The sequence below is a fragment of the Deltaproteobacteria bacterium genome, from assembly GCA_016235345.1.
Lineage (GTDB): Bacteria > Desulfobacterota > Desulfobacteria > Desulfobacterales > Desulfatibacillaceae > JACRLG01.
Map to the genome: position 1 here is coordinate 47152 of JACRLG010000015.1, position 18809 is coordinate 65960.

Consider the following 18809-nt stretch of genomic DNA (forward strand, 5'->3'; position numbering starts at 1 on the left):
AAAAAAATCTCACTTGTCCAGTATCTCCCTCACCTTTCGGGAAAAATCGAAGATGGTGAAGGGCTTCTGGATGAAGCCGTCACATCCCTGGTCAAGTATCGCCTGGGCCTGGCCGTCGCGGCTGTAGCCGGAGGCAAGGAGCACCCTGATTCCAGGAATCAGGGCCTTGACCTCGGTGAAGGTCTCCCCGCCGCTCATTTCGGGCATGATCATGTCGAGGACCATAAGGTCGATCTTGCCGCCCAGTTCCCTGGCCAGGGCCAGGGCCTTTTTTCCGCTGGAAACCGCGAAAACCTTGTACCCCAGGGTTTCCAGGAGTTCCTTTCCAACGGAAAGCACCACTTCCTCGTCATCAACAAGGAGTATGGTCTCGGTTCCGACCATGACGCCGTCGTCGTGAAGCGAAAGTCCGGCTGCGTCCTTCTGGGTGGCCGGGAGGTATACCGTGAAGGTCGAGCCCCGCCCAACTTCGCTTTCGACGGTGATGAAACCGTCATGGGCCTTCACGATGCCGTAGGCGGACCAGAGGCCAAGGCCCACGCCCCGTCCCATGTCCCTGGACGTGAAGAAAGGCTCGAAGATCCTCTTTCTGGTTTCCTCATCCATGCCGCCGCCCGTATCGGACACCCTTATGATAACGTAATTGCCGGGCTTGGCTTCGGGCGGCATGGAGGCCCCCTCGCCAAAAACCTCGTTTCGGGTGCTTACCCTTATGGTGCCGCCTTCCCCCATGGACTGCCAGGCGTTGGTGTAAAGGTTCAGAAGCACCAGCTCCATCTGGTTTTTGTCCGCCTCCACGCGCCAGAGGTCCTCCTGAAATTCGGATGTGATTGAGACGTCCTTGCGGGAGCGCCCGAAAAAGGAATTCTGATCGCTTACAAGAACGTTGACGTCTATGGTTTTAACCTCATACTTGCCGCCGCGCGCGATCCCCAGAAGCTGGCGGGTGAGGGTTGCGCCCGTTGCCACGCACTGCTCGATTTTTTTGAGCCTCTCCCAGGACTGGCTGTTTTTGTCGGCTGAAAGCTGCATCAAAGACGTGTAGCCCTGGATGCCCATGAAGAGGTTGTTCATGTCATGGGCGATTCCAGCCGCGAGGATTCCTATGGCATGCATTTTCTGGGCCTGGGTAAGCTGCTGCTCCATGCTTTTTTTAAGGCGCTGGTCCTTTAAGGAAATGACGAAGCCTATGATTTTCCCCTCGGAGTCACGGTAGGCTGCGGCGCTCACCGACACGGGGACGGAAACGCCACCCTTTTCCGGCGCGGCGGCCTCCATGCCGGAAATGATCTCTCCCTCCGAAAGCCTTCTGAAAAGCCTCTGTATGGAGTCTGCGCCGTTTTCAGGGAACAGGCATTCCGTGGGCTTGGACCTGCAATCTTCGAGATTCCAGCCGAAAACCTCGGTGAATGCGGGGTTGAAGTACAAAATCGCGCTTTCTCCGTCCACTATCACAAGCGGGTCGGGAGATGCCTCCAGCATGGCCTGGTAGCGTTGCTCGCTCTCGGCCAGAAGGTTGACGGCCTCTTTCCGGGCCTTGATCTGGGCCTTCAGATTTTCCGTTCGCTCGGCGATCTGCCTGGCCATTTCATTGACGCCCACGGCGATTGAATTCACGTCGGCCAGGGGCATGGGGCCAAGGCGGATTTCATAGTCGCCGGAAGCGATTTTAAGAATGCTTTGCCTGATGAGCGAAAGCTGGCGCAGAAGCCTGAATTTAAGCACCAGCATGGTGGCGAGCAGAATCACCGCAGATAAAATTATGATGGCGGCAACCATGGCCAGCGCGATGCCCTGGCGCACCCTGGTTCGCACATCCTTGGTGAAGGTGGTTTCTACCCATCCTACGGTCCTGCCCCTGTCAATCACCGGTCGCCTGAAAGACACCATTTGCGGGGAAGATTGGGCCAGCATTGAAAAAACCACGCGCCCGCCTGCGTCCGAGACCTTTATCCCGTTCAACACCTTGAAATTGCGCAACTGCCCGGCCAGAGAGGCGACTGCGGAGCGGTCCTTCTCGATAAGCGGCTTTGCAAGGCTGTCCGCAAGGCTTAAAGTGAGGCTTTCAGCCAGCGAGTTCAGCTCGTTTTCAATTTTGTAGACAAAAATATGATTAAGGAAAAGGCCGATGACGGTAACGACGAGAATTATTGCGATAAAAAGGATGCCGGAAAGGTTGCCGGTGATGGTGCGTGATGGGAGAAGATGTTTCATGGGTCGTTTCCAAGCCCGGTTGCAGGATTATTCCCATTTGTGGCCGGTGGTCTGGAATTGATTATGATTCATCTTTACCGTATTTTTCAAGGAGTTTTCTGCTTCAACCTGTCATGGCCCTGCCGTCATGGCGGGGCAGGCTCGTTCCGGCCTGGTTCGGGCGGATTTTCCCTGCATTCCGAGTCAAGAATGGCGCGGATGGACTGGGAAATCTGTTCTATGGTGAAGGGTTTCTGGAGAAAGCCGTTGCACCCGGCGTCCATTATGCGCCCGGCCAGGCTGTTGATGGCGTATCCCGAACACAGGAGCACCAGAACGTCGTGGTTGATTTCCCTAAGCCCGGCGTAAACGTCGGCCCCGGACATTTCAGGCATCACCATGTCCAGTATCACGAGTTTTATGCCGTCTTTATTGTCCCTGTAGATTTCAACGGCCTCCCTTCCGCTCTGGGCCGGCAGAACCGTATAGCCCAAGGCCCTTAAAAGGTCGGCGTTGGTTTCCAGGATCGATTCCTCGTCGTCCACCAGAAGGATGGTCTCGTCCCCGGTTACCAGTTCGGGGGACACGGTCTCCTCCCAGGCGGCCTCCCTGTCGGAAGCCGGAAGGTAGATGCTGAAGGTGGAGCCTTGCCCCTCCTTGCTGTAGACGTTTACCATGCCGAGATGGCCCTTGATGATACCGTAAACCGTGGCAAGGCCCAGGCCGGTGCCCCTTGCCCGATCCTTTGTGGTGAAAAAAGGGTCGAAAACCCTTCGCATGGTGGCCTCCTCCATGCCACAGCCCGTATCGGTGACCGATATCTTCACGTAGCGTCCGGGGGCGAGGCCGTGATGGGAGACGCGCTCCCTGGAAAGGCTTATGTTCTCGGTGGCCAGGAAGATGTCGCCGCCGCCCGGCATGGCCTGGTCTGCGTTGACGAAAAGATTGAGGAAGACCTGCTCCATCTGGCCGTGGTCCACATCCACTGTGCTTGCGTCCGCCGCGAATTTCCGGTGAACCCTTATTTCCTTTCTGGTGCGCCCGAACATGGCCGCGCATTTTTCCAGAAGCTCGTTTATGTTGGTGGGCTTGACCTCGAACTGGCCGCCCCTGGCGAAGCCAAGAAGCTGCTTGGTGAGGGCGTCTCCGGCCCTTATGTATTCCTCTATATTTTTCAGCCGCTCGTAGTGGGGAAGGTTAGGCTGGGCCTTCAAGAGCATGAGGGACGTGTTTCCCTGGATGCCCATGAGAAGATTGTTGAAATCATGGGCTATCCCTCCGGCCAGGGTGCCCAGGGCCTCCATCTTCTGGGCCTGCTCGTGGCGCATGGCCAGCTTGTTGCGCTCCTCTTCCGCCGCCATTTTTTCCGAAACGTCCCGTATGATCCCTCTTATGCCCACGGCCTTTCCCAGGCCGTTTTTCATGAGCGAGGCGGAAAGCTCAACCCGGCGGAGAGTGCCGTCCTTGCGGATGAGATCGTAATCGTTTATCTGGGCGGGCTCGCCCGTGCGGTAAACCTTGTTGAAAACCTCGAAAAGCCGCCTGGATGTCTCAAGGGACGTATAGGTCCGGTTGTTCATCCCCTTCAGCTCCTCGCGGGAATAACCCAGTATTTCCATCATGGCGCTGTTGAAGAAGGTGAAATTGCCCGCCACGTCCACTTCGTAATAGCCTTCCTCCATGCCTTCCAGAATGCTGCGGTATTTTTCCTCCGAATCCAGAAGAGCGCTTTCGGCGGCTTTCAACTGGGCCATGTCAATGGACACTTCCAGGCGTCCTTCCAGTTTCCCCTCTGCGTCCTTCAGCGGATGAATGGTGACGAGGGCCGGAACCCGTCCACGGGAACGGGCCAGCAGGGTCACTTCCCTGCATATCCCGTCGTCCGAGTTTAAAAGTTCCATTTCGCCCTTTACCGCTTCCCAGTCCTCCGGCATGTGCAGCATGGCCGCCCGCCTTCCAATGACTTCCTCCCGGCGGTATCCGAAAAGCCTCTGGGCTCCGGGGGAAAAATCCGTAACCAGCGGGTCCGGCGAAAGATCCATGGTGACGAATCCCACGTTTTGGGCTGCGTCGAAGACCGAGCGCAGGTGCGCCTCGCTTTTCCGAAGGCATTCCTCAACCTTTTTTCTGGCCGAAATGTCGCGGGTAAGGCCCACGAAACCGGTGGGGCGGCCATCAGAGTCACGCATCAGGGCCACGTTCACCTCGGTCCATACCGTCGCGCCGTCTTTTTTTACGTATTCGATTTCAACGTTGCGGGTGCGGTTTTCAAGGCTTGTGCCGCCCATCTCCTTCAGGGCCTCTTCATGATAAAGGGCCATCACGTTTTTATAGGATCCGGGGGTGAGGACGTCGCGCAGATTCTTTCTCCAGAACTCGTCAAGCGGGTAGCCCAGCAAATGCTCCACAGACGGGCTGCAATAGGTGAATCTCATGGAAAGATCGGATGTCCAGATCACGTCGCGGGAATTTTGGGCCAGAAGCTGATACCTGGCCTCGCTCTCCTTGAGGCTCGCCCTCATGCGCCCCGTGTTTCCGAGCTCAGCCGCAAGGGAAAAGGCCATCAGGCTCACCATGCCCATGAACCCGTATTCGAAAAGGTAAATTCCTTGCCATAAGTTCATCGAGACAAGGCAATCGTTGACGAGGACGGCCAGTAAAACCCCGACTGTCCACAAAAGAGGCTTGGCCTTAGTTCTTTTGCCCGAACGATACATCATTATGGCCCGGACAAAGGTATAAGCGATGACAGCAAGAACGAAGGCGGAAAGCGCAATGACCATGGGGCCAAGGGCAGCCTCGTAATAGGTGACGCCAAGGCCGAAGGGCAGGGCCCTGTGTTTGATGGAAAGGCGGCTTAAGCTCAAGGTGAATGAGTTGTCGGTGAGGAGTATCAGAAAGGAGCTTGCCGCAAGGCAGATGTAAAGGACCGAAAGAGCCTTTCTGCTCCTGATCCTGACATAATCCGCCATGAAGGTGATAAAGGCGATGCCGAAAAAACCAAGCGAAAACAGCTGGAGTCTCTGCCAGACTATTCCGTCAACCGGGCTTCGGGCGTTGTAGAGCCCTGCGCAGAAAAAATCGTAAAGGGCAGCCACCAGGCAGGTAAGGGCGAAGGAGAGAAGCTCCCTTCTCTGCCGCCAGCGGTCATAAATGAAAAGCAGATAAACGCCGACCGACAAGGTGATGCTGCCCAGGATCACTGCTGGTATGGATATCGGATTCAAGCCGCCCCCCCCCGCTTCTCAAGGCGTAAACAAAATGGCGCGTCCGTCGGCCCCGGATTGCCCGGCCAGGGCGAGACGAAGGAGATACCACATCATGTTGTGGATGCTTTTACGGACCATCCCACATAAAGTGGATTTTGCTGATGATAAAAAATTTTCCGATTTTCAAATGTGATCAGTTTAACACCATTCGATTTTTAGTCAAGTTTTTCAATGAGTTGTTTTGAGAATGAATGTCAGGTGGCCGCCTTCTGGGACTCATCTTCCTGATATACCCTGTGTTTTGGCCGTTCCGGCCCCCAAGGCGTCGGTGAGAAGCCGGGCCACCTTGTCGTGGCCGGTCCGGGTGAGATGCCCGTCGAGAATGTAAAAATCCTCGGGGCGGAGAATTTTTGAAAGATCCAAAACCACGATCTTTCCTGCCCAGTCCGGCCATCTGGATGAAAGCCTTTCCTTTACGAGACCCTGGCTGAAACCCGTGTAAACGTTATGCGGCCCCACTTCAAAGGCGATGACCGAAACGCCCGAAAGGCCCTGGCCTCCGTAGGCCGCAACCGCGTTAAGAAAAAGTTCCGCAATGCGCGACGGCACCGGAGGCGGGGCCATGTTCCTGCGGAATCCGGACTCGTAACGCAGCTTGACGTACTCGTATTTCATGTACTGGAAAAACCGGTAATCCTTGTCGCCCGGCAGTATGGCCAAAGCGTCGTATTTGGATCGCGGCATTGGCTTCATCCGGTTGCCGCCCTTTTCAAAGGCGAGATTTTCGCTGTAGTCGTTATCCGAGTACTGGATTATGAGGACCTTCAGGCGGGGCGAGAAAAACCGGCTGGCCAGGGCCATTTCCCGGACGGTGCCGTAGGAGCTGACCCCGGCGTTCAGCACCTTTTTTCCGGTGAGGCGTTCAAGCTGCTGCGGAAAGGAGTCCTCCTGGTCCACTCCCCAGCCCATTGCCTGGGAATCGCCCGCAACTATTATTTCAGGCTCCGAAAGGCTTTCAGCGTCGTCCCTCAAGCCCGCCTGATTGACCGAAAACCCGTTGGAAAACTCGATGTTGGAAAAAGTGCAGGTTCCCGGTTTCAGGGTATATCCCAGGGTCGGGTCGTACCGGGCGCAGGAGGGAAGGTACTGGATTTCCCTGGCGTCGTTGATCCAGTACTGGACCTGGACTTCGGCCCGGACAGGCTCCGGGGCGTACGAGAGGACTCCGGGGTTTCTTACTGCCAGATAAAAAAAGCCCTCCAGAATCAAAGGGGGAACCACGGCGGCCAGGGCGAGGACGAAACCTGCGGTCAGCACCCGAAGGGCCATCCTTCGGCGGCGCTGGTTTACAGTGTGCTTGTCTTCGGCGGTCACGACCTGCCCCTCAAATCCCCGAAAAGATACTGAACCAGGACGAGGGCCGAAACCGCTGCAGTTTCGGCCCGCATTATGCGCGGCCCAAGGCTTGCGCTTTTGAACCCGGCATCTTTCATGCCTTCGATTTCGGATTCGGTAAGCCCCCCCTCAGGGCCTATGACCACAAGAACCGATTTCGGCGGATTTTGGGGCGCAACAGCCGAAAGGGGCGTTTTGTCCTCCTCCCAAAAGGCCAGCGCGAAATCGAAATCCCGCCCCATGCTGCAAAGAGCCTCAAGATCAACGGGCCTTTCGATCCTGGGCGTAACGGAAAGCCCGCACTGCTTTACCGCCTCGCGGGCTATGCGCTCCCACCTTTTGATCCGGCTGTCTGTTTTCTCGGCATTGGGACGCGCCACAGACCGCTTTGCCTCAAAGGGGACAAAGGCGGAAATTCCAAGCTGGGTCGCTGAATTGACGACAAAATCCATCTTGTCGGATTTGAGAAAGGCCAGAGCCAGGGTGACGGAAAGGGCAGGGGGCGGGGCGAGGAGCGTTTCCGTTACAAGGGCCGTGACCCGGTCGGCCTCAGCCTTCTCGATGCGCGCAACGGACCGGTTTCCGACGCCGTCCAGAATCTCGATGGCGTCCCCGGGGCCAAGGCGCAGAACCCTTATGGCGTGCCGGGCCTCGGAGCCCGTAAGGCATACTTTCTGCCCCGGCTCATACTGGCCGGGAACGTGAAACCGACGCATTTCCAATACCCTTTCCGGCGATACATATTTTCTGGGTCGTCAAATTTCGGGGCTGCCGGAATCCGTTCGGCGAGGAAGCCGTCAATTCCGTCTCCAATCCAGTTTATGGCGCATCTGATGCAGGCCCGCCTACTGCGCTGATGGTCATGGTGACATCGTCGCCCACAATTAAGCGCCCGGCGGTCATCCCAAAATCGCGCCTGTTTATGATGAAGCTAGTCGTAAACCCCATGAGGCCGCCCACTTCGGAGTCATTTCCCCTGCCTTTGAACCGGGCCGATACGGTCAGGGGTTTTGTGACGGATAGAAGAGTGAGGCGGCCAGCCACCTCGTAAGTATCGTTACCAGCCTGTCTTACCGAATCTGAGATAAAAACAATGTTGGGATAGATTTTTGTGTTGAAATAGGTCTTGGATTTCAAATGGGCGTCAAGGGTGTCACTTGCCGTGTCTATTGAATCTGCATTCACAACTAAAGCCACCCGGGAATTTTGGGGCGCCTTTTCATCAAAAAGAATCGTGCCGGTAAGCTCGTTGAAATGGCCCTTAAACCGAAATGCTCCAAGGCACTTGATGCTGAAACCAACCGTTGAATGGACGGGATCAAGCTTGTAGGGATCAGCGCCTCCCGCAAATCCGGCGGTGAAAAAAAACGGAAGGCAGAAAAGCAGGACTCGCATTGAAGGTCGCCGCATGGCGGAACGCTCCTATCCGTTTTCAATCTGGTTGGTAAAGAGAAAAAACGAGGGCATGAAAACGAAAACCAGGGTCTCGTAAATCCTTCGCCTGTAAAAATCCGAATCGGTGGGTACGCCCATGAGGTTGGAAAGATAATCCGGGCTTCCGGCAAAGGTGTAAACCATAGTTATGATGGTGTAGAGCCACAGCCGGACCGTTTGCTCCGGGGAATCGGGAGGCATGAAGGCTTTTATGGTGTAAAGCATCCGGGCGTGGAAGCGCGCAATGTAATCGAAGCCCACCACGTGCCGGAAACGCGCGTACTGTGGGATGTTGTGCATGAGAAGGCCAATGGCTTCGGGATTTTTGAAGATGTAGTCGAGCGCCCTTTTCAGATAGAGGGCGAAAATCTCGTTCACGTCAAGGCCGGTGAGCCCAACTCGCCACTCCTCGGCGGCCCTGGTGAACTCCTCGAAAAGGTCCTTTGCCACGGCCTCGAAAAGGTGCTCCTTGGTGGGATAAAAATGATGAATCTTGGTGAAGTCGAAATTTCCGGCCTGGCCTATCATGCGGATGCTGGCCGCGTTGTACGGGTGGCGCGAAAAAACCTTCCTGGCCGCCCGGATTATCCTTTTCCTGGTTTCCTCGCTCTTGCCCCCGCCGTTTCCCGCCTGCCCGTTGCCTGCCTTTTCCCTGGCCTTTTCGTCGTCCCGGTCTGCGGGGCCTGTTGGATGAGGAAGATGGGCTGAATTTTCCTCATCGATTGCCTGGGGCGTTTCCTGTAAAGCCGAAGTCGGCCTGTTTCTGGAAAGAACCTTCAGAACCGGGCGGAACAGGAACCTGAAGGTTTCATGGACCCAGGACCTGTAATCCTCTTCAGATTCTATCCCCAGGGCCATCCTGTGAAAATCGGCGGCCCCCACGAAATGGGAAAGGGAGAGGATGAAGACCAGGAGGAACATTTCGGTTTCCAGGGGCGGCGCGCCTCCTAAGGCTCTTCCGCCCACCATCTTCTGGGCCTTTTCCCTCACGTCGGTCATGCGGTTCAAGCCGGGCAGGGCCTTTTCCAGGCTTCTGGCCTCTCCCATGTTGAGCATTATGGCCCGGTACGACTCGGTTCTTTTAAAGCCGTGATTTATGATGTCGTCCAGGAACCTGTCAAAGCCCTCGTCCGAGCTCAAGTTCCGGAGATTTTTCAGAAAGGGCGGACCGCTATCCAGGACCCGGTCTTCCAGGTATTTGGCCACCTCCTCGAAAAGGGCCAGCTTGGAGCCGAAGTAATGAAGCACAAGCGGGTGCCGCACACCCGCCTCGTCGCCTATCATCCTTATGCTGGCAGCGCTGTAGGGGTAGCTGGTGAAGACCTTTACGGCAGCGGAAAAAATCCTCTGCCGGGTTTCGGCGCTTTTTCCGGCAAAAGCCTCCCCAAGGCCCTGCGCGTCCTTCGGGTGCGTCCGGCCTCCGACCGGGCCGACCCCGGAATCGCCTGACCCCGGAGCTTCGTCTTTGGGTTCACGTTTCATATCCTTCTTCAATAACATATAAAAGCAGGTCCGGTAAATAAATTTACCGGGCGTAGAAATTTTTCTTGACACGCTGCATCAGGGGGGCGTATAGAGAATTTACCGACCGTAGAAAACTTTTGGAGATGGAAATTCTTTTTGACGGCGACAAAATTCCGGTTCTTGAAGTCAATTTTTTTCTCATAATTTTTTACATACGTAAAATTTGATGCCTGAAAAAGAGCGGCCTGAAAAGGCCGTCAAAATAAATTTTAGGCAATAACTGATTGTTACCGGGCAAAAAAGGAATGGGGAGAGTTTTTTACGCGTGTGATTTTTTGGGAGGAAAATCCCACGGGACCAACACCAAGGAGGGAGCCATGAAAACATGCCGGATGTGCCGCAGGTTTTTCGAGGACGGAAGCAATCCAAAAAGGGGCAGGTGCGTAAGACGCGTCATTTATATGACCCAGGCATGTTTCATGGAGCGTCCCGTCACGGCGGAAAAGAACGCCTCCCAGTGCCCGGACTTTCAGCCGAGATGATCAATAAGACCGCGAACAGAGAGTATTGAACCTCAAGGAGGGTTACATGTCTTCCAATGCCGCTTTAAAGGATCAGAGCATAGAGGAGCTGGAAAACCAGCGTCAATGGTGGTGGGCCGCAGAAAAGCGCCGTTCCAAGCGCCTTGATTATCTTCGCAAGGCCATGTGGAAAAAGGGCGCAGTAGGCGGTCTCTACAACCCGGGCGTGAAGGTTGACCTGGAAAAAGGGCAGCTTGCCATGGAGCCCTGGACCGCCAACCAGGCCTTTCCCGAACCGGAGCCCATACGCTTTGCCAAGGAACTGGCCCATTATCTCGACAACAAGACCATCTTCATCACCGACAAGGCCCAGCTTGTGGGCTACGTTGGAAGCCTTCCCCACACCATTTTCTGGGACCCGGCCATGGGGGAGATGCTGAACGAGGAAGTCTACAACGACGCCACGGTCATTCCCGATCCGGTTGACGACAACCTTAAGGAAGTCGCCAAACTCTGCGATTTCTGGGCCGGAAAGACCATGCAGAGCCGCATCATCCCGCAGTTCGACCTGGAGGACATGATGAAGATCATGTCCGGCGCGGTTGGATGGGGCCTTCCCACCTCTCGAAGCGGCTATTCGGGTAAGGACTACGAGTACCTCATGAGGGGCGAGCGCGGTTTCGCGGACATCGTGGACGACATCAACGTCCGCTATCTCGAAGTATACAACCAGTCGCATTCAGGAACGCCCAAAAAGAACGCCAGCGAGCTTGTGGATCAGTTGAACTACTGGGAGGCCATGAGGATAGTGCTGGAAGCCGCCATCCGCCACGCCGGGCGCTACGCGAGGCTTGCCCGCATCCTGGCCGAAAACTACGAGTCGGACGCGACACGCAAGGATGAGCTTTTAAAGATCGCCGAAACCTGCGACCGGGTCCCGGCCCACGCGCCGCGCACGCTCCAGGAATCCCTTCAGTACGATCTTTTCATCCAGCTCTTTTCCCGCACCGAGGCCGTTGAAGGCGCGTGGCCCGCCCGCCCCGACTATTACCACTGGGCCATGTACAACAAGGACGTCAACGTCGAGAAAAACATCACCCGCGATGAGGCCATAGACCTTGTTGGCGAATTCCTCATAAGGGCCGCAGAAGTGGGCCAGTACAAGCCCCGCTGGACCAAGGAGGGCCTCCAGGGCATAGACGGCACCTGGGTATGGACCCTGGGCGGCGTGAACCCGGACGGCACCGACGCCTGCAACGACCTCACCGTGGCCCTTCTCCAGGCGGCGCGCCTCGTTCGGGTGGCCAACCCCACCTTCGCCTTCCGCTGGCATCCCAAGGTGAAGGACGAGGTGATGCGGGAGGTCTTCGAGTGCATACGCCACGGCCTTGGGTATCCGTCCATCAGAAACGATCCTCTTCTCATCCAGAACTCAATGCACTGGCACAAGCACCCTTTGAAGGAGGCCCGCACCTGGGTTCATCAGGCCTGCATGAGCCCGTGCCCCACCACCAAGCACGGATTCCAGCCCATGCGCATGGCTTCGGCCACCGCCAACTGTGCGAAGATCGTGGAATACGTCTTCACTGCCGGATTCGACCGGGTCATTTCCATGCAGATGGGTGAAAAAACCCAGGACCCGCGCACCTTCAAGGATTTCGAGGAGGTCATGGCGGCCTGGGAGGCCCAGATGAAATGCATTTTCGGCCTTCTGGTGCGGGCCGTGAACCGGGGCCGCACTGTGGCTCCTGAAATCACCCCCAGGCCCTATCTTTCCGCCGTGTCGGAGCGGAGCGTCGAAACCGGCAAGGACGTTTGCGACCCGTCCCTTTCGCGCGGCAACGCATGGATAACCGGCTTCACCTGGGTTGAAAACCCGGACAGCCTTGCAGCAGTCAAAAAGCTCGTTTTCGATGAGAAAAAATACACAATGGACCAGCTCGTCACCGCCCTTGAAGCCAACTGGGAAGGCTTTGAGGAAATGCGCATCGATTTCGTGAAAAACGCGCCCAAGTGGGGAAACGACGACGACTACGTGGACGACATAATGGTGCGCTGCCTGCGCATGGTGGCCGATTACTCCATGGAAATGGAATGCCCGTCCGGCAACTCCTGGCCGCTTCTTCCCGAAAACGTCTCCGGCAACATCCACTACGCCAACATGGTGGGCGCGCTTCCCAACGGAAGGCGACTTGGGGACGCCCTCTACGACGGCGGCATCAGCCCCGGCCCCGGTCTCGACAAGAAAGGCCCCACGGCGGTGTTGAAGTCCTGCGGCAAGATCGACCACGTTGCCGACGGCAGGGCCTTCCTTTTGAATCAGCGCCTTTCGCCCTCCCAGCTTTCCGGGGAAAAGGGCTACCAGCTCTGGAAGGCCTACATCCGTACCTGGGCCGACTTAGGCCTCGACCACGTCCAGTTCAACATGGTCTCGGACGAAACCCTGAAGGCCGCCCAGCGCGACCCGGAAAAATACCAGGAGGTCATCGTGCGGGTGGCGGGTTACTCCGCGCACTTTGTGGATATCTCCAGAAAGACACAGGACAATATCATCCAGCGCACCATCCAGGGCATTTAGCCTGGCCGTCCACAAGCGCGATCCGCTGTGTTGCGCTTCGCCGGGCGCGGTGCGCACGTATCACGATACGCTTACGCCCGCGCCCGGCTCGCGCGCCTTGCGGCTCATCGCTTGTGATCGGCCAGGAGGCGGTCCTTTTTGGAGTATGAAAAGAAAAAGATCAGGGAAACGATAAACAATAAACACCGGGTGCGCAACTACGCGGAAAAGCGCCCGGTGTCGCCGTGGGAGCGGCTTGATTCCGGCTTGGCCTCTCCCACGGCCCGCTTTTTATTTTAATCGAAAGAAAGAGCCCGTCACCCCGGCGCATGCCGGGGTCCAGAAAAGGGTTGCAGGCATTAAAAACTGGATTCCGGCTTTCGCCGGAATGACGGAATCTCGCGGGTGTCCTAAAGAATGGAACTGCATAACGCTCCGGCTACGAATATGAAAGGACGACAAATGATCGACAGGGAAGCATTGCGGCGGGCTCAGGCGCAGGTTCTGGGCGCACAGAGGGCTCCCAAGGCCAACCAGGAAAGGCCGGAAAAAATGTGCGGGCTTTGCGTGCATTTTTCCGAAGGCGTCTTTTCGGGCGAAGGCGTGGGCACCTGCGACATACTCAAAATGGCCTCGGACATCCTGGCCGATCCGCCCATCTACGACAAGGAAAGCGTTAACGGCTACAAGACCATGAATTTGATGAACGCCGCAAAATGCGTCCACTACCAGCGCATGGACTTCGTGGACAAGGACGGCACCGAGTGCTCGGACCCGCGATATCGACGCTCCATGCGACAGATGCAAGACCTCTGACGGCCTGAAAGAGCGATCTGCGGTGTCAGGCTTCGCCGGGAGGCTCGTCGCGTACTTTTAGTACGCGTCCTTCCCTCCCGTCTCGCCTTCCTTGCATCTCATCTCTTTCAAACCGTCAGAGGGGCGCTTCCGTTCATCGCTTGTGATCAGCCAGGATGAGTCGGCGATAATAAATTAGTTGCAACAGAAATGAAGCGGGGGGGTAGGGTGGAAACCGGAATGGCAAGGCCCTTGCATGATAGGGAAAAAGCAGGTCATTTTTGACTCAATTTGGGACATGCTGATTTTCCCCTGTCCTGTAACGCGAAATAATAAAAGGAGAAGCAGGCAATGGACGCACGATGGGACGTAAGCCGGGTCATTTCCAAAAGGGCCAGCCTCACCCCGGAAAAGACAGCCATCATTTTCGAGGACACGCCCGTAACCTACCGCGAGCTTTATTTCGGGGCCAACCGCTTCGCCCGCTACCTTATTTCCAAGGGCATGAAAAAGGGCGACCGGCTTTCCATGGTGGCCTTGAACTGCGTGGAATTTCTGGAAGTCTACTTCGCCTGCGCGCGCCTGGGAATCATCTTCGTGCCGCTCAACTGGCGGCTCACCGCCCCTGAGCTTCAGTACCAGATCAACGACAGCGGCGCGAAAATGATCGTGTTCCAGGACGCCTTCATTCCAAGCCTGGCGCCCATAAAAAGCTCGGTCAAGGTTGACCACTGGGTCTATCTCACAGGCTTCATGCCCGGCCTTCCGCCCTGCCCGGACTGGGCCGAAGATTATGCCCTGGTGAAAAATCTCTCCGAGGAGGAGCTTCCCCAGCCCGAACCGGTGTATCTTAATGACCCATTGGCCATTGTTTACACATCCGGGGTCACGGGTAACCCAAAAGGGGCGGTTTTGTCCCATGGCCAGACCTACTTCAAGATTTTCCAGATCGCCCTCTACACCGGAGGCGGGCCGGAAAACGTGATTTTGGCCCAGCTTCCGCTTTTCCATTCGGGCGGCCTTTTCATCGTGGCCACCCCGTCCTTGATGGGCGGAGCCACCATGATCATGCGGGCCGGCTTCGACCCCAACCAGTTCGCCGAAGACATCGAACGCTACAAGGCCAACGTGGTTTTCGCCTTAACCACCATGTGGCGCTTCGTCTTGAGTTCCGGCAAGCTCGACACCGTGGACGTAAGCTCGGTGCAGACCGTGGTGGGCGGCGGCGAACGCACGCCCCCCAGCCTTTTCACCGACCTTGCCGCACGCGGGCTCTATCTCCAGCAGGGCTTCGGCCAGACAGAATGCTCGGCCATGACCGTGATGCCTGTTGCCGACATCCAGCGCAAAATGGGCTCGGTGGGAAAACCGGGCGCTTTTGTCCACATTTGGGTCGGAAACGCCCAGGGCGAAGAACTGAAGCGCGGCCAGATCGGCGAGATCATGGCCCAGGGGCCGACGGTGATGAGCGGCTACTGGAACCTTCCCGAAAAGACCCGCGAGGCCATAGCCCCCACAGGAGCGCTCTACACCGGCGACCTTGGATACATGGACGACGAGGGCTTTCTCTACATCGTGGACCGGGCCAAGGACATGTACCGTTCCGGCGGCGAAAACGTGTATCCCGCCGAGGTGGAAAAGGTGCTGGCCTCACATCCTGAAGTGGCCAACGCGGCGATTGTCGGGGTGCCCGATGACAAGTGGGGCGAAACCGGCATGGCCTTCGTTCTGCCGCTGATGGGGAAATCCCCCACGGAAGCCGACATCCGCACCTGGCTCGACGGCAGGCTCGCCAAGTACAAGCACCCCACCCACATCACCTTTGTGGCGGACCTGCCGTACACCGCCACCATGAAGATCAAGAAGGCTGATTTAAAGGCGGAGGCGAAAAAACTTCTGGCCGAGAAAGCTTAAAGAGCGGTTTTAAAATCCTTTGAAAGGAAATCCTTAAAATGCGCAGAGTAAACGTCATCGGCGTAGGCATGACCAAGTTCACCAGCCCCAAGGCGGGCATACCCTACAGCGAAATGGGCAAGGCGGCCCTTACCGACGCCATCGCCGACGCGGGCATAGAGTACAGGGAAATCGAACAGGCCTACACCGGTTGGGTTTACGCCGATTCCTGTGCGGGCCAGCAGGTGCTTTACCCCTTCGGCATGACGGGCATTCCCGTGGTGAACGTCAACAACAACTGCTCCACCGGTTCAAGCGCCCTTTTCCTGGCCCGGCAGGCGGTGGCGGTAGGGCTTGTTGAATGCGCCCTGGCCCTTGGTTTCGAGCAGATGACCCCCGGAGCCCTTGGCCTTGTTTTTCCCGACAGGCCCTTTCCCATGCAGAAATTTTTCGAGAAGCTCTTCGAGTTCCAGGCCCCCACGCCCGGAGCCGCGCCCACGGCACTTCTTTTCGGCGGAGCGGGGCTTGAGTACCAGCAGAAATACGGAATCCCCGATTCCGTATTCGCGCAGATTTCGGTAAAGGCGCGCAAACACGCCAAGCATAACGAACGGGCCATTTTCCGCGATGAAGTCACCGTGGAGCAGGTTCTGGAGTCCCCCAAGCAATTCGGGCCGCTCACCCGCCTCCAGTGCTGCCCGCCCACCTGCGGGGCCGCCGCCGCCATAGTGTGCTCGGACGATTTCGCCAAGAAGCACGGAATCGAAAAACCCGTCTACATCGCGGCCCAATCCATGAAAACCGACTTTGCCTCAACCTTCGAGGGCGCAAGCCCCATGCGGATAGTGGGTTACGACCTCACTGCGGCGGCGGCAAAGGAAGTTTACGAAATGGCGGGGACCGGCCCTGAGGAAGTGGACGTGGTCGAGCTTCACGACTGCTTTACGTCAAACGAACTTATAACCTACGAGGGCCTTGGGCTCACCCCCGAAGGCACAGCCGAGAAATTCATAATGGGCGGCGACAACACCTACGGCGGAAAGTACGTGACCAACCCTTCGGGCGGGCTTTTATCCAAGGGTCACCCCCTGGGAGCCACGGGCCTTGCCCAGTGCGCCGAGCTTACCTGGCAGCTTCGCGGCCAGTGCGGCCCCCGCCAGGTGGAAGGGGCGAAAATCGGCCTTCAGCACAATATCGGCCTGGGCGGGTGTTGTGTGGTGGCGATGTATAAGAAGGACGCTTAAGGGTCCACAAGCGCGAACTGCTGTGTCAAACTTCGCCGGGCGCGGTGCGCACGTATACTCGATACGCTTACGCCCGCGCCCGGCTTGTTTTCCTTGCATTTCATCGCTTGTGATCCCTTAAGGCCGTTGTTTCGATAATGGCGGAAGAAATTTGTTCTTTATTTCCAGGCTGGCTTGAAAAGATCGGCCCCGGCAATGAGTTTGCCGGGGCCGATCTTTTTTAATTGCGGGATATTTTCAGGGCAGGCGCATATATCCGGGTACAGCCGGGTTTACCATCCACATGTATCTTGGGTCCATGTGGGACTGGAGCTTCAGGACCGCCGGGACCAGCCTTCTGGGACCCCAGGGATGGGTGGCCCACAGGAACCTGCGGGTGAAATAGCTCAGCTTCCACCACTTGTTCATGCGGGCGAATTCCTTTTGGGCCGCATCGCGGTCGTTCACCGCCATTGCCGCGATTTTGCCGGATACGAGAGCCCCGTGAACGCCCAGCACCATTGAGGGGTCCTGCATTCCGGCAAGGGTTCCGGTAAGAATGAGGTTGCCTGAAAAAAGCCGTGGATTGGAAAAGGACTCCGTGGGGGTGCCCACCATGTTTTCGATCATGCGCCATTCGGGAAATTCGAGGCCCTCATCAATTGCAAGTTGCTTCGGGAACCAATCAAGGGCCTCCACCGAAAGCGGCTTGCCCCGCTGAAAGAGAACCGCCGCGCCAACGCCGTTGGCCGAGGCGTAATAGGCGTAATCCTGGGTGTGTTCGTTAAAATAGGCAACGCAAAAGGGATTTTTACCGACAGGCGCTATCCCTCCGGCAAAATATCCGTATGCCTTGGTGTAGGGGATATCAAGGGCCTCGAAGGCCTGCCGGAACATGCCCGTGGCCACTATGGAGCCGGGCGGCAGACCCGCGAAATCCTTGCGCGAGCTGACCTTTGTATCGAAGGAAAAGGTTACTCCGCTGTCTTTGGCAAGGCTATAAAGGTGCATGTCTATGGAAGAGGCCCGTGAGCCGCGCTCCACCATCTTCATGTGGACGTTATCGGGGAACTTTAGCTCTATGACCTCTCCGAAGGCCCTCATGCGAAGAACAGGCAGGGGATTGCAAAAAGGCGCGGAACTGGAGCCCAGCGACATGGGAAAGCCAAGATACCGGCCCATGGCGTCAAGGTCTAAAGGAGTCATGTCCGCGAAGCAGAGCTCGCGCCCGATGACGGTGGAAGCGTGGAGAGACGCCCCGCCGATCCCGCCCTTTTGCTCAAGCACCGTCACCTCGCAGCCTTCGCGCGCAAGAATGATGGCCGCAGTCAGCCCCGAAAGCCCCGCCCCGACGATGGTTACCTTTTTCATGACTTCTCCGTGTGTAACTTTTGGGATATGAATCATCAAATCGTATGGCGTATTGAAGTCGTACCGTAAAGTCTTACCACCAAAATTCAGCAATAACTTCAAGCGGCGTCACTTCCATAAATGCGACCACGCCTTTATAAGCAGGTAGATGGCAAAGACAATAAATAAACCTCCGGAGATACGAACGCCAAGTTTTTCATAGTCACTCACGTCCATTCTCGATTTCATCCCAATGAATTTATAATACGCATTTATCGCATCAGGTATTACACGGGGAAAGAACGCCATTAAGACACCTGCCGATCCTGTCAACCCAATGACTGCAGTGACTGCTAATAAACCGAAAGCTGGATCGGTCATGCTATAGTTTCCTTTCATCAACGACTAAAAGCCGGAGCTATCTAACAAGCGACCCAAGAGGCGTCACTTCCACAGAATCGACCCCCACTTTATAAGTACGAAGATTGCAATGACAATAAATATACCGCCGGAGATACGAACGCCAAGTTTTTCATTGTCCCTCACGTCCACTCTCGTTTTCATGCCAATTAATTCAGAATACGCATTTAAAGCACGAGGTATTGCACGAGGAAAGAACGCCAATAAAACACCTGTAGTTCCAAAGAACCCACTGACTACTAAGACACCGAAAGCATCATTGGTCATGTTCTAATCTCCTTTCATCGACGATTAGCACCCATGCTGCTTTAATATATTCAAGTTATCGAAGTTCGTAACGGTCCTATCGGTTGCG

The 18809-nt window shown here is 56.4% G+C and carries 14 protein-coding genes; 5 read left to right on the top strand and 9 right to left on the bottom strand.

Going from position 1 to position 18809, the window contains the following annotated elements; genetic code table 11:
• Nucleotides 1-9: 9 nt before the first annotated feature.
• The 6 genes from HZB23_07535 to HZB23_07560 form a co-directional block, all read right to left on the bottom strand.
• Entirely contained in the window at nt 10-2214 is a 2205-nt protein-coding gene (locus HZB23_07535; GenBank protein MBI5844503.1) for a PAS domain S-box protein, read from the bottom strand.
• Nucleotides 2215-2339: 125 nt separating this feature from the next.
• Nucleotides 2340-5420 (bottom strand): PAS domain S-box protein, encoded by a 3081-nt coding sequence (locus HZB23_07540; GenBank protein ID MBI5844504.1) that lies wholly within the window; start codon nt 5418-5420, stop codon nt 2340-2342.
• A gap of 258 nt (nt 5421-5678) precedes the next feature.
• Nucleotides 5679-6776, bottom strand: a complete 1098-nt coding sequence (locus HZB23_07545; GenBank protein MBI5844505.1) for a hypothetical protein — start codon at nt 6774-6776, stop codon at nt 5679-5681.
• Nucleotides 6773-7513: a 16S rRNA (uracil(1498)-N(3))-methyltransferase gene (locus HZB23_07550; GenBank protein ID MBI5844506.1), complete on the bottom strand. Its 741-nt coding sequence runs from the start codon at nt 7511-7513 to the stop codon at nt 6773-6775. Before HZB23_07550 ends, HZB23_07545 begins: the two co-directional genes overlap by 4 nt.
• 103 nt (nt 7514-7616) lie before the next feature.
• The gene (locus HZB23_07555; protein MBI5844507.1) at nt 7617-8207 is read right to left on the bottom strand and encodes a YceI family protein; all 591 of its coding nucleotides are present in this window, start codon (nt 8205-8207) and stop codon (nt 7617-7619) included.
• A 12-nt stretch (nt 8208-8219) separates the two neighbouring features.
• Entirely contained in the window at nt 8220-9713 is a 1494-nt protein-coding gene (locus HZB23_07560) for a TetR/AcrR family transcriptional regulator (GenBank protein ID MBI5844508.1), read from the bottom strand.
• A gap of 359 nt (nt 9714-10072) precedes the next feature.
• Between HZB23_07560 and HZB23_07565 the strand changes: the two genes are divergently transcribed.
• From HZB23_07565 to HZB23_07585, 5 genes are all read left to right on the top strand, one after another.
• The gene (locus tag HZB23_07565; protein MBI5844509.1) at nt 10073-10237 is read left to right on the top strand and encodes a benzylsuccinate synthase gamma subunit family protein; all 165 of its coding nucleotides are present in this window, start codon (nt 10073-10075) and stop codon (nt 10235-10237) included.
• A 46-nt stretch (nt 10238-10283) separates the two neighbouring features.
• Nucleotides 10284-12794, top strand: a complete 2511-nt coding sequence (locus tag HZB23_07570; GenBank protein ID MBI5844510.1) for a formate acetyltransferase — start codon at nt 10284-10286, stop codon at nt 12792-12794.
• A gap of 441 nt (nt 12795-13235) precedes the next feature.
• Nucleotides 13236-13589, top strand: a complete 354-nt coding sequence (locus HZB23_07575) for a hypothetical protein (GenBank protein MBI5844511.1) — start codon at nt 13236-13238, stop codon at nt 13587-13589.
• A 330-nt stretch (nt 13590-13919) separates the two neighbouring features.
• The gene (locus tag HZB23_07580; protein ID MBI5844512.1) at nt 13920-15482 is read left to right on the top strand and encodes an AMP-binding protein; all 1563 of its coding nucleotides are present in this window, start codon (nt 13920-13922) and stop codon (nt 15480-15482) included.
• Between the two features lie 38 nt (nt 15483-15520).
• Nucleotides 15521-16705, top strand: coding sequence for a lipid-transfer protein (locus tag HZB23_07585; protein ID MBI5844513.1), 1185 nt, complete (start codon nt 15521-15523; stop codon nt 16703-16705).
• A gap of 237 nt (nt 16706-16942) precedes the next feature.
• On the opposite strand, the gene HZB23_07590 is transcribed toward HZB23_07585, so the two are convergent.
• From HZB23_07590 to HZB23_07600, 3 genes are all read right to left on the bottom strand, one after another.
• The gene (locus tag HZB23_07590; GenBank protein ID MBI5844514.1) at nt 16943-18055 is read right to left on the bottom strand and encodes an FAD-dependent oxidoreductase; all 1113 of its coding nucleotides are present in this window, start codon (nt 18053-18055) and stop codon (nt 16943-16945) included.
• Nucleotides 18056-18163: 108 nt separating this feature from the next.
• On the bottom strand, nt 18164-18415 hold the full coding sequence (locus HZB23_07595) for a hypothetical protein (protein MBI5844515.1): 252 nt from the start codon (nt 18413-18415) through the stop codon (nt 18164-18166).
• A gap of 63 nt (nt 18416-18478) precedes the next feature.
• The gene (locus HZB23_07600) at nt 18479-18721 is read right to left on the bottom strand and encodes a hypothetical protein (protein ID MBI5844516.1); all 243 of its coding nucleotides are present in this window, start codon (nt 18719-18721) and stop codon (nt 18479-18481) included.
• Between the last annotated feature and the right edge of the window lie 88 nt (nt 18722-18809).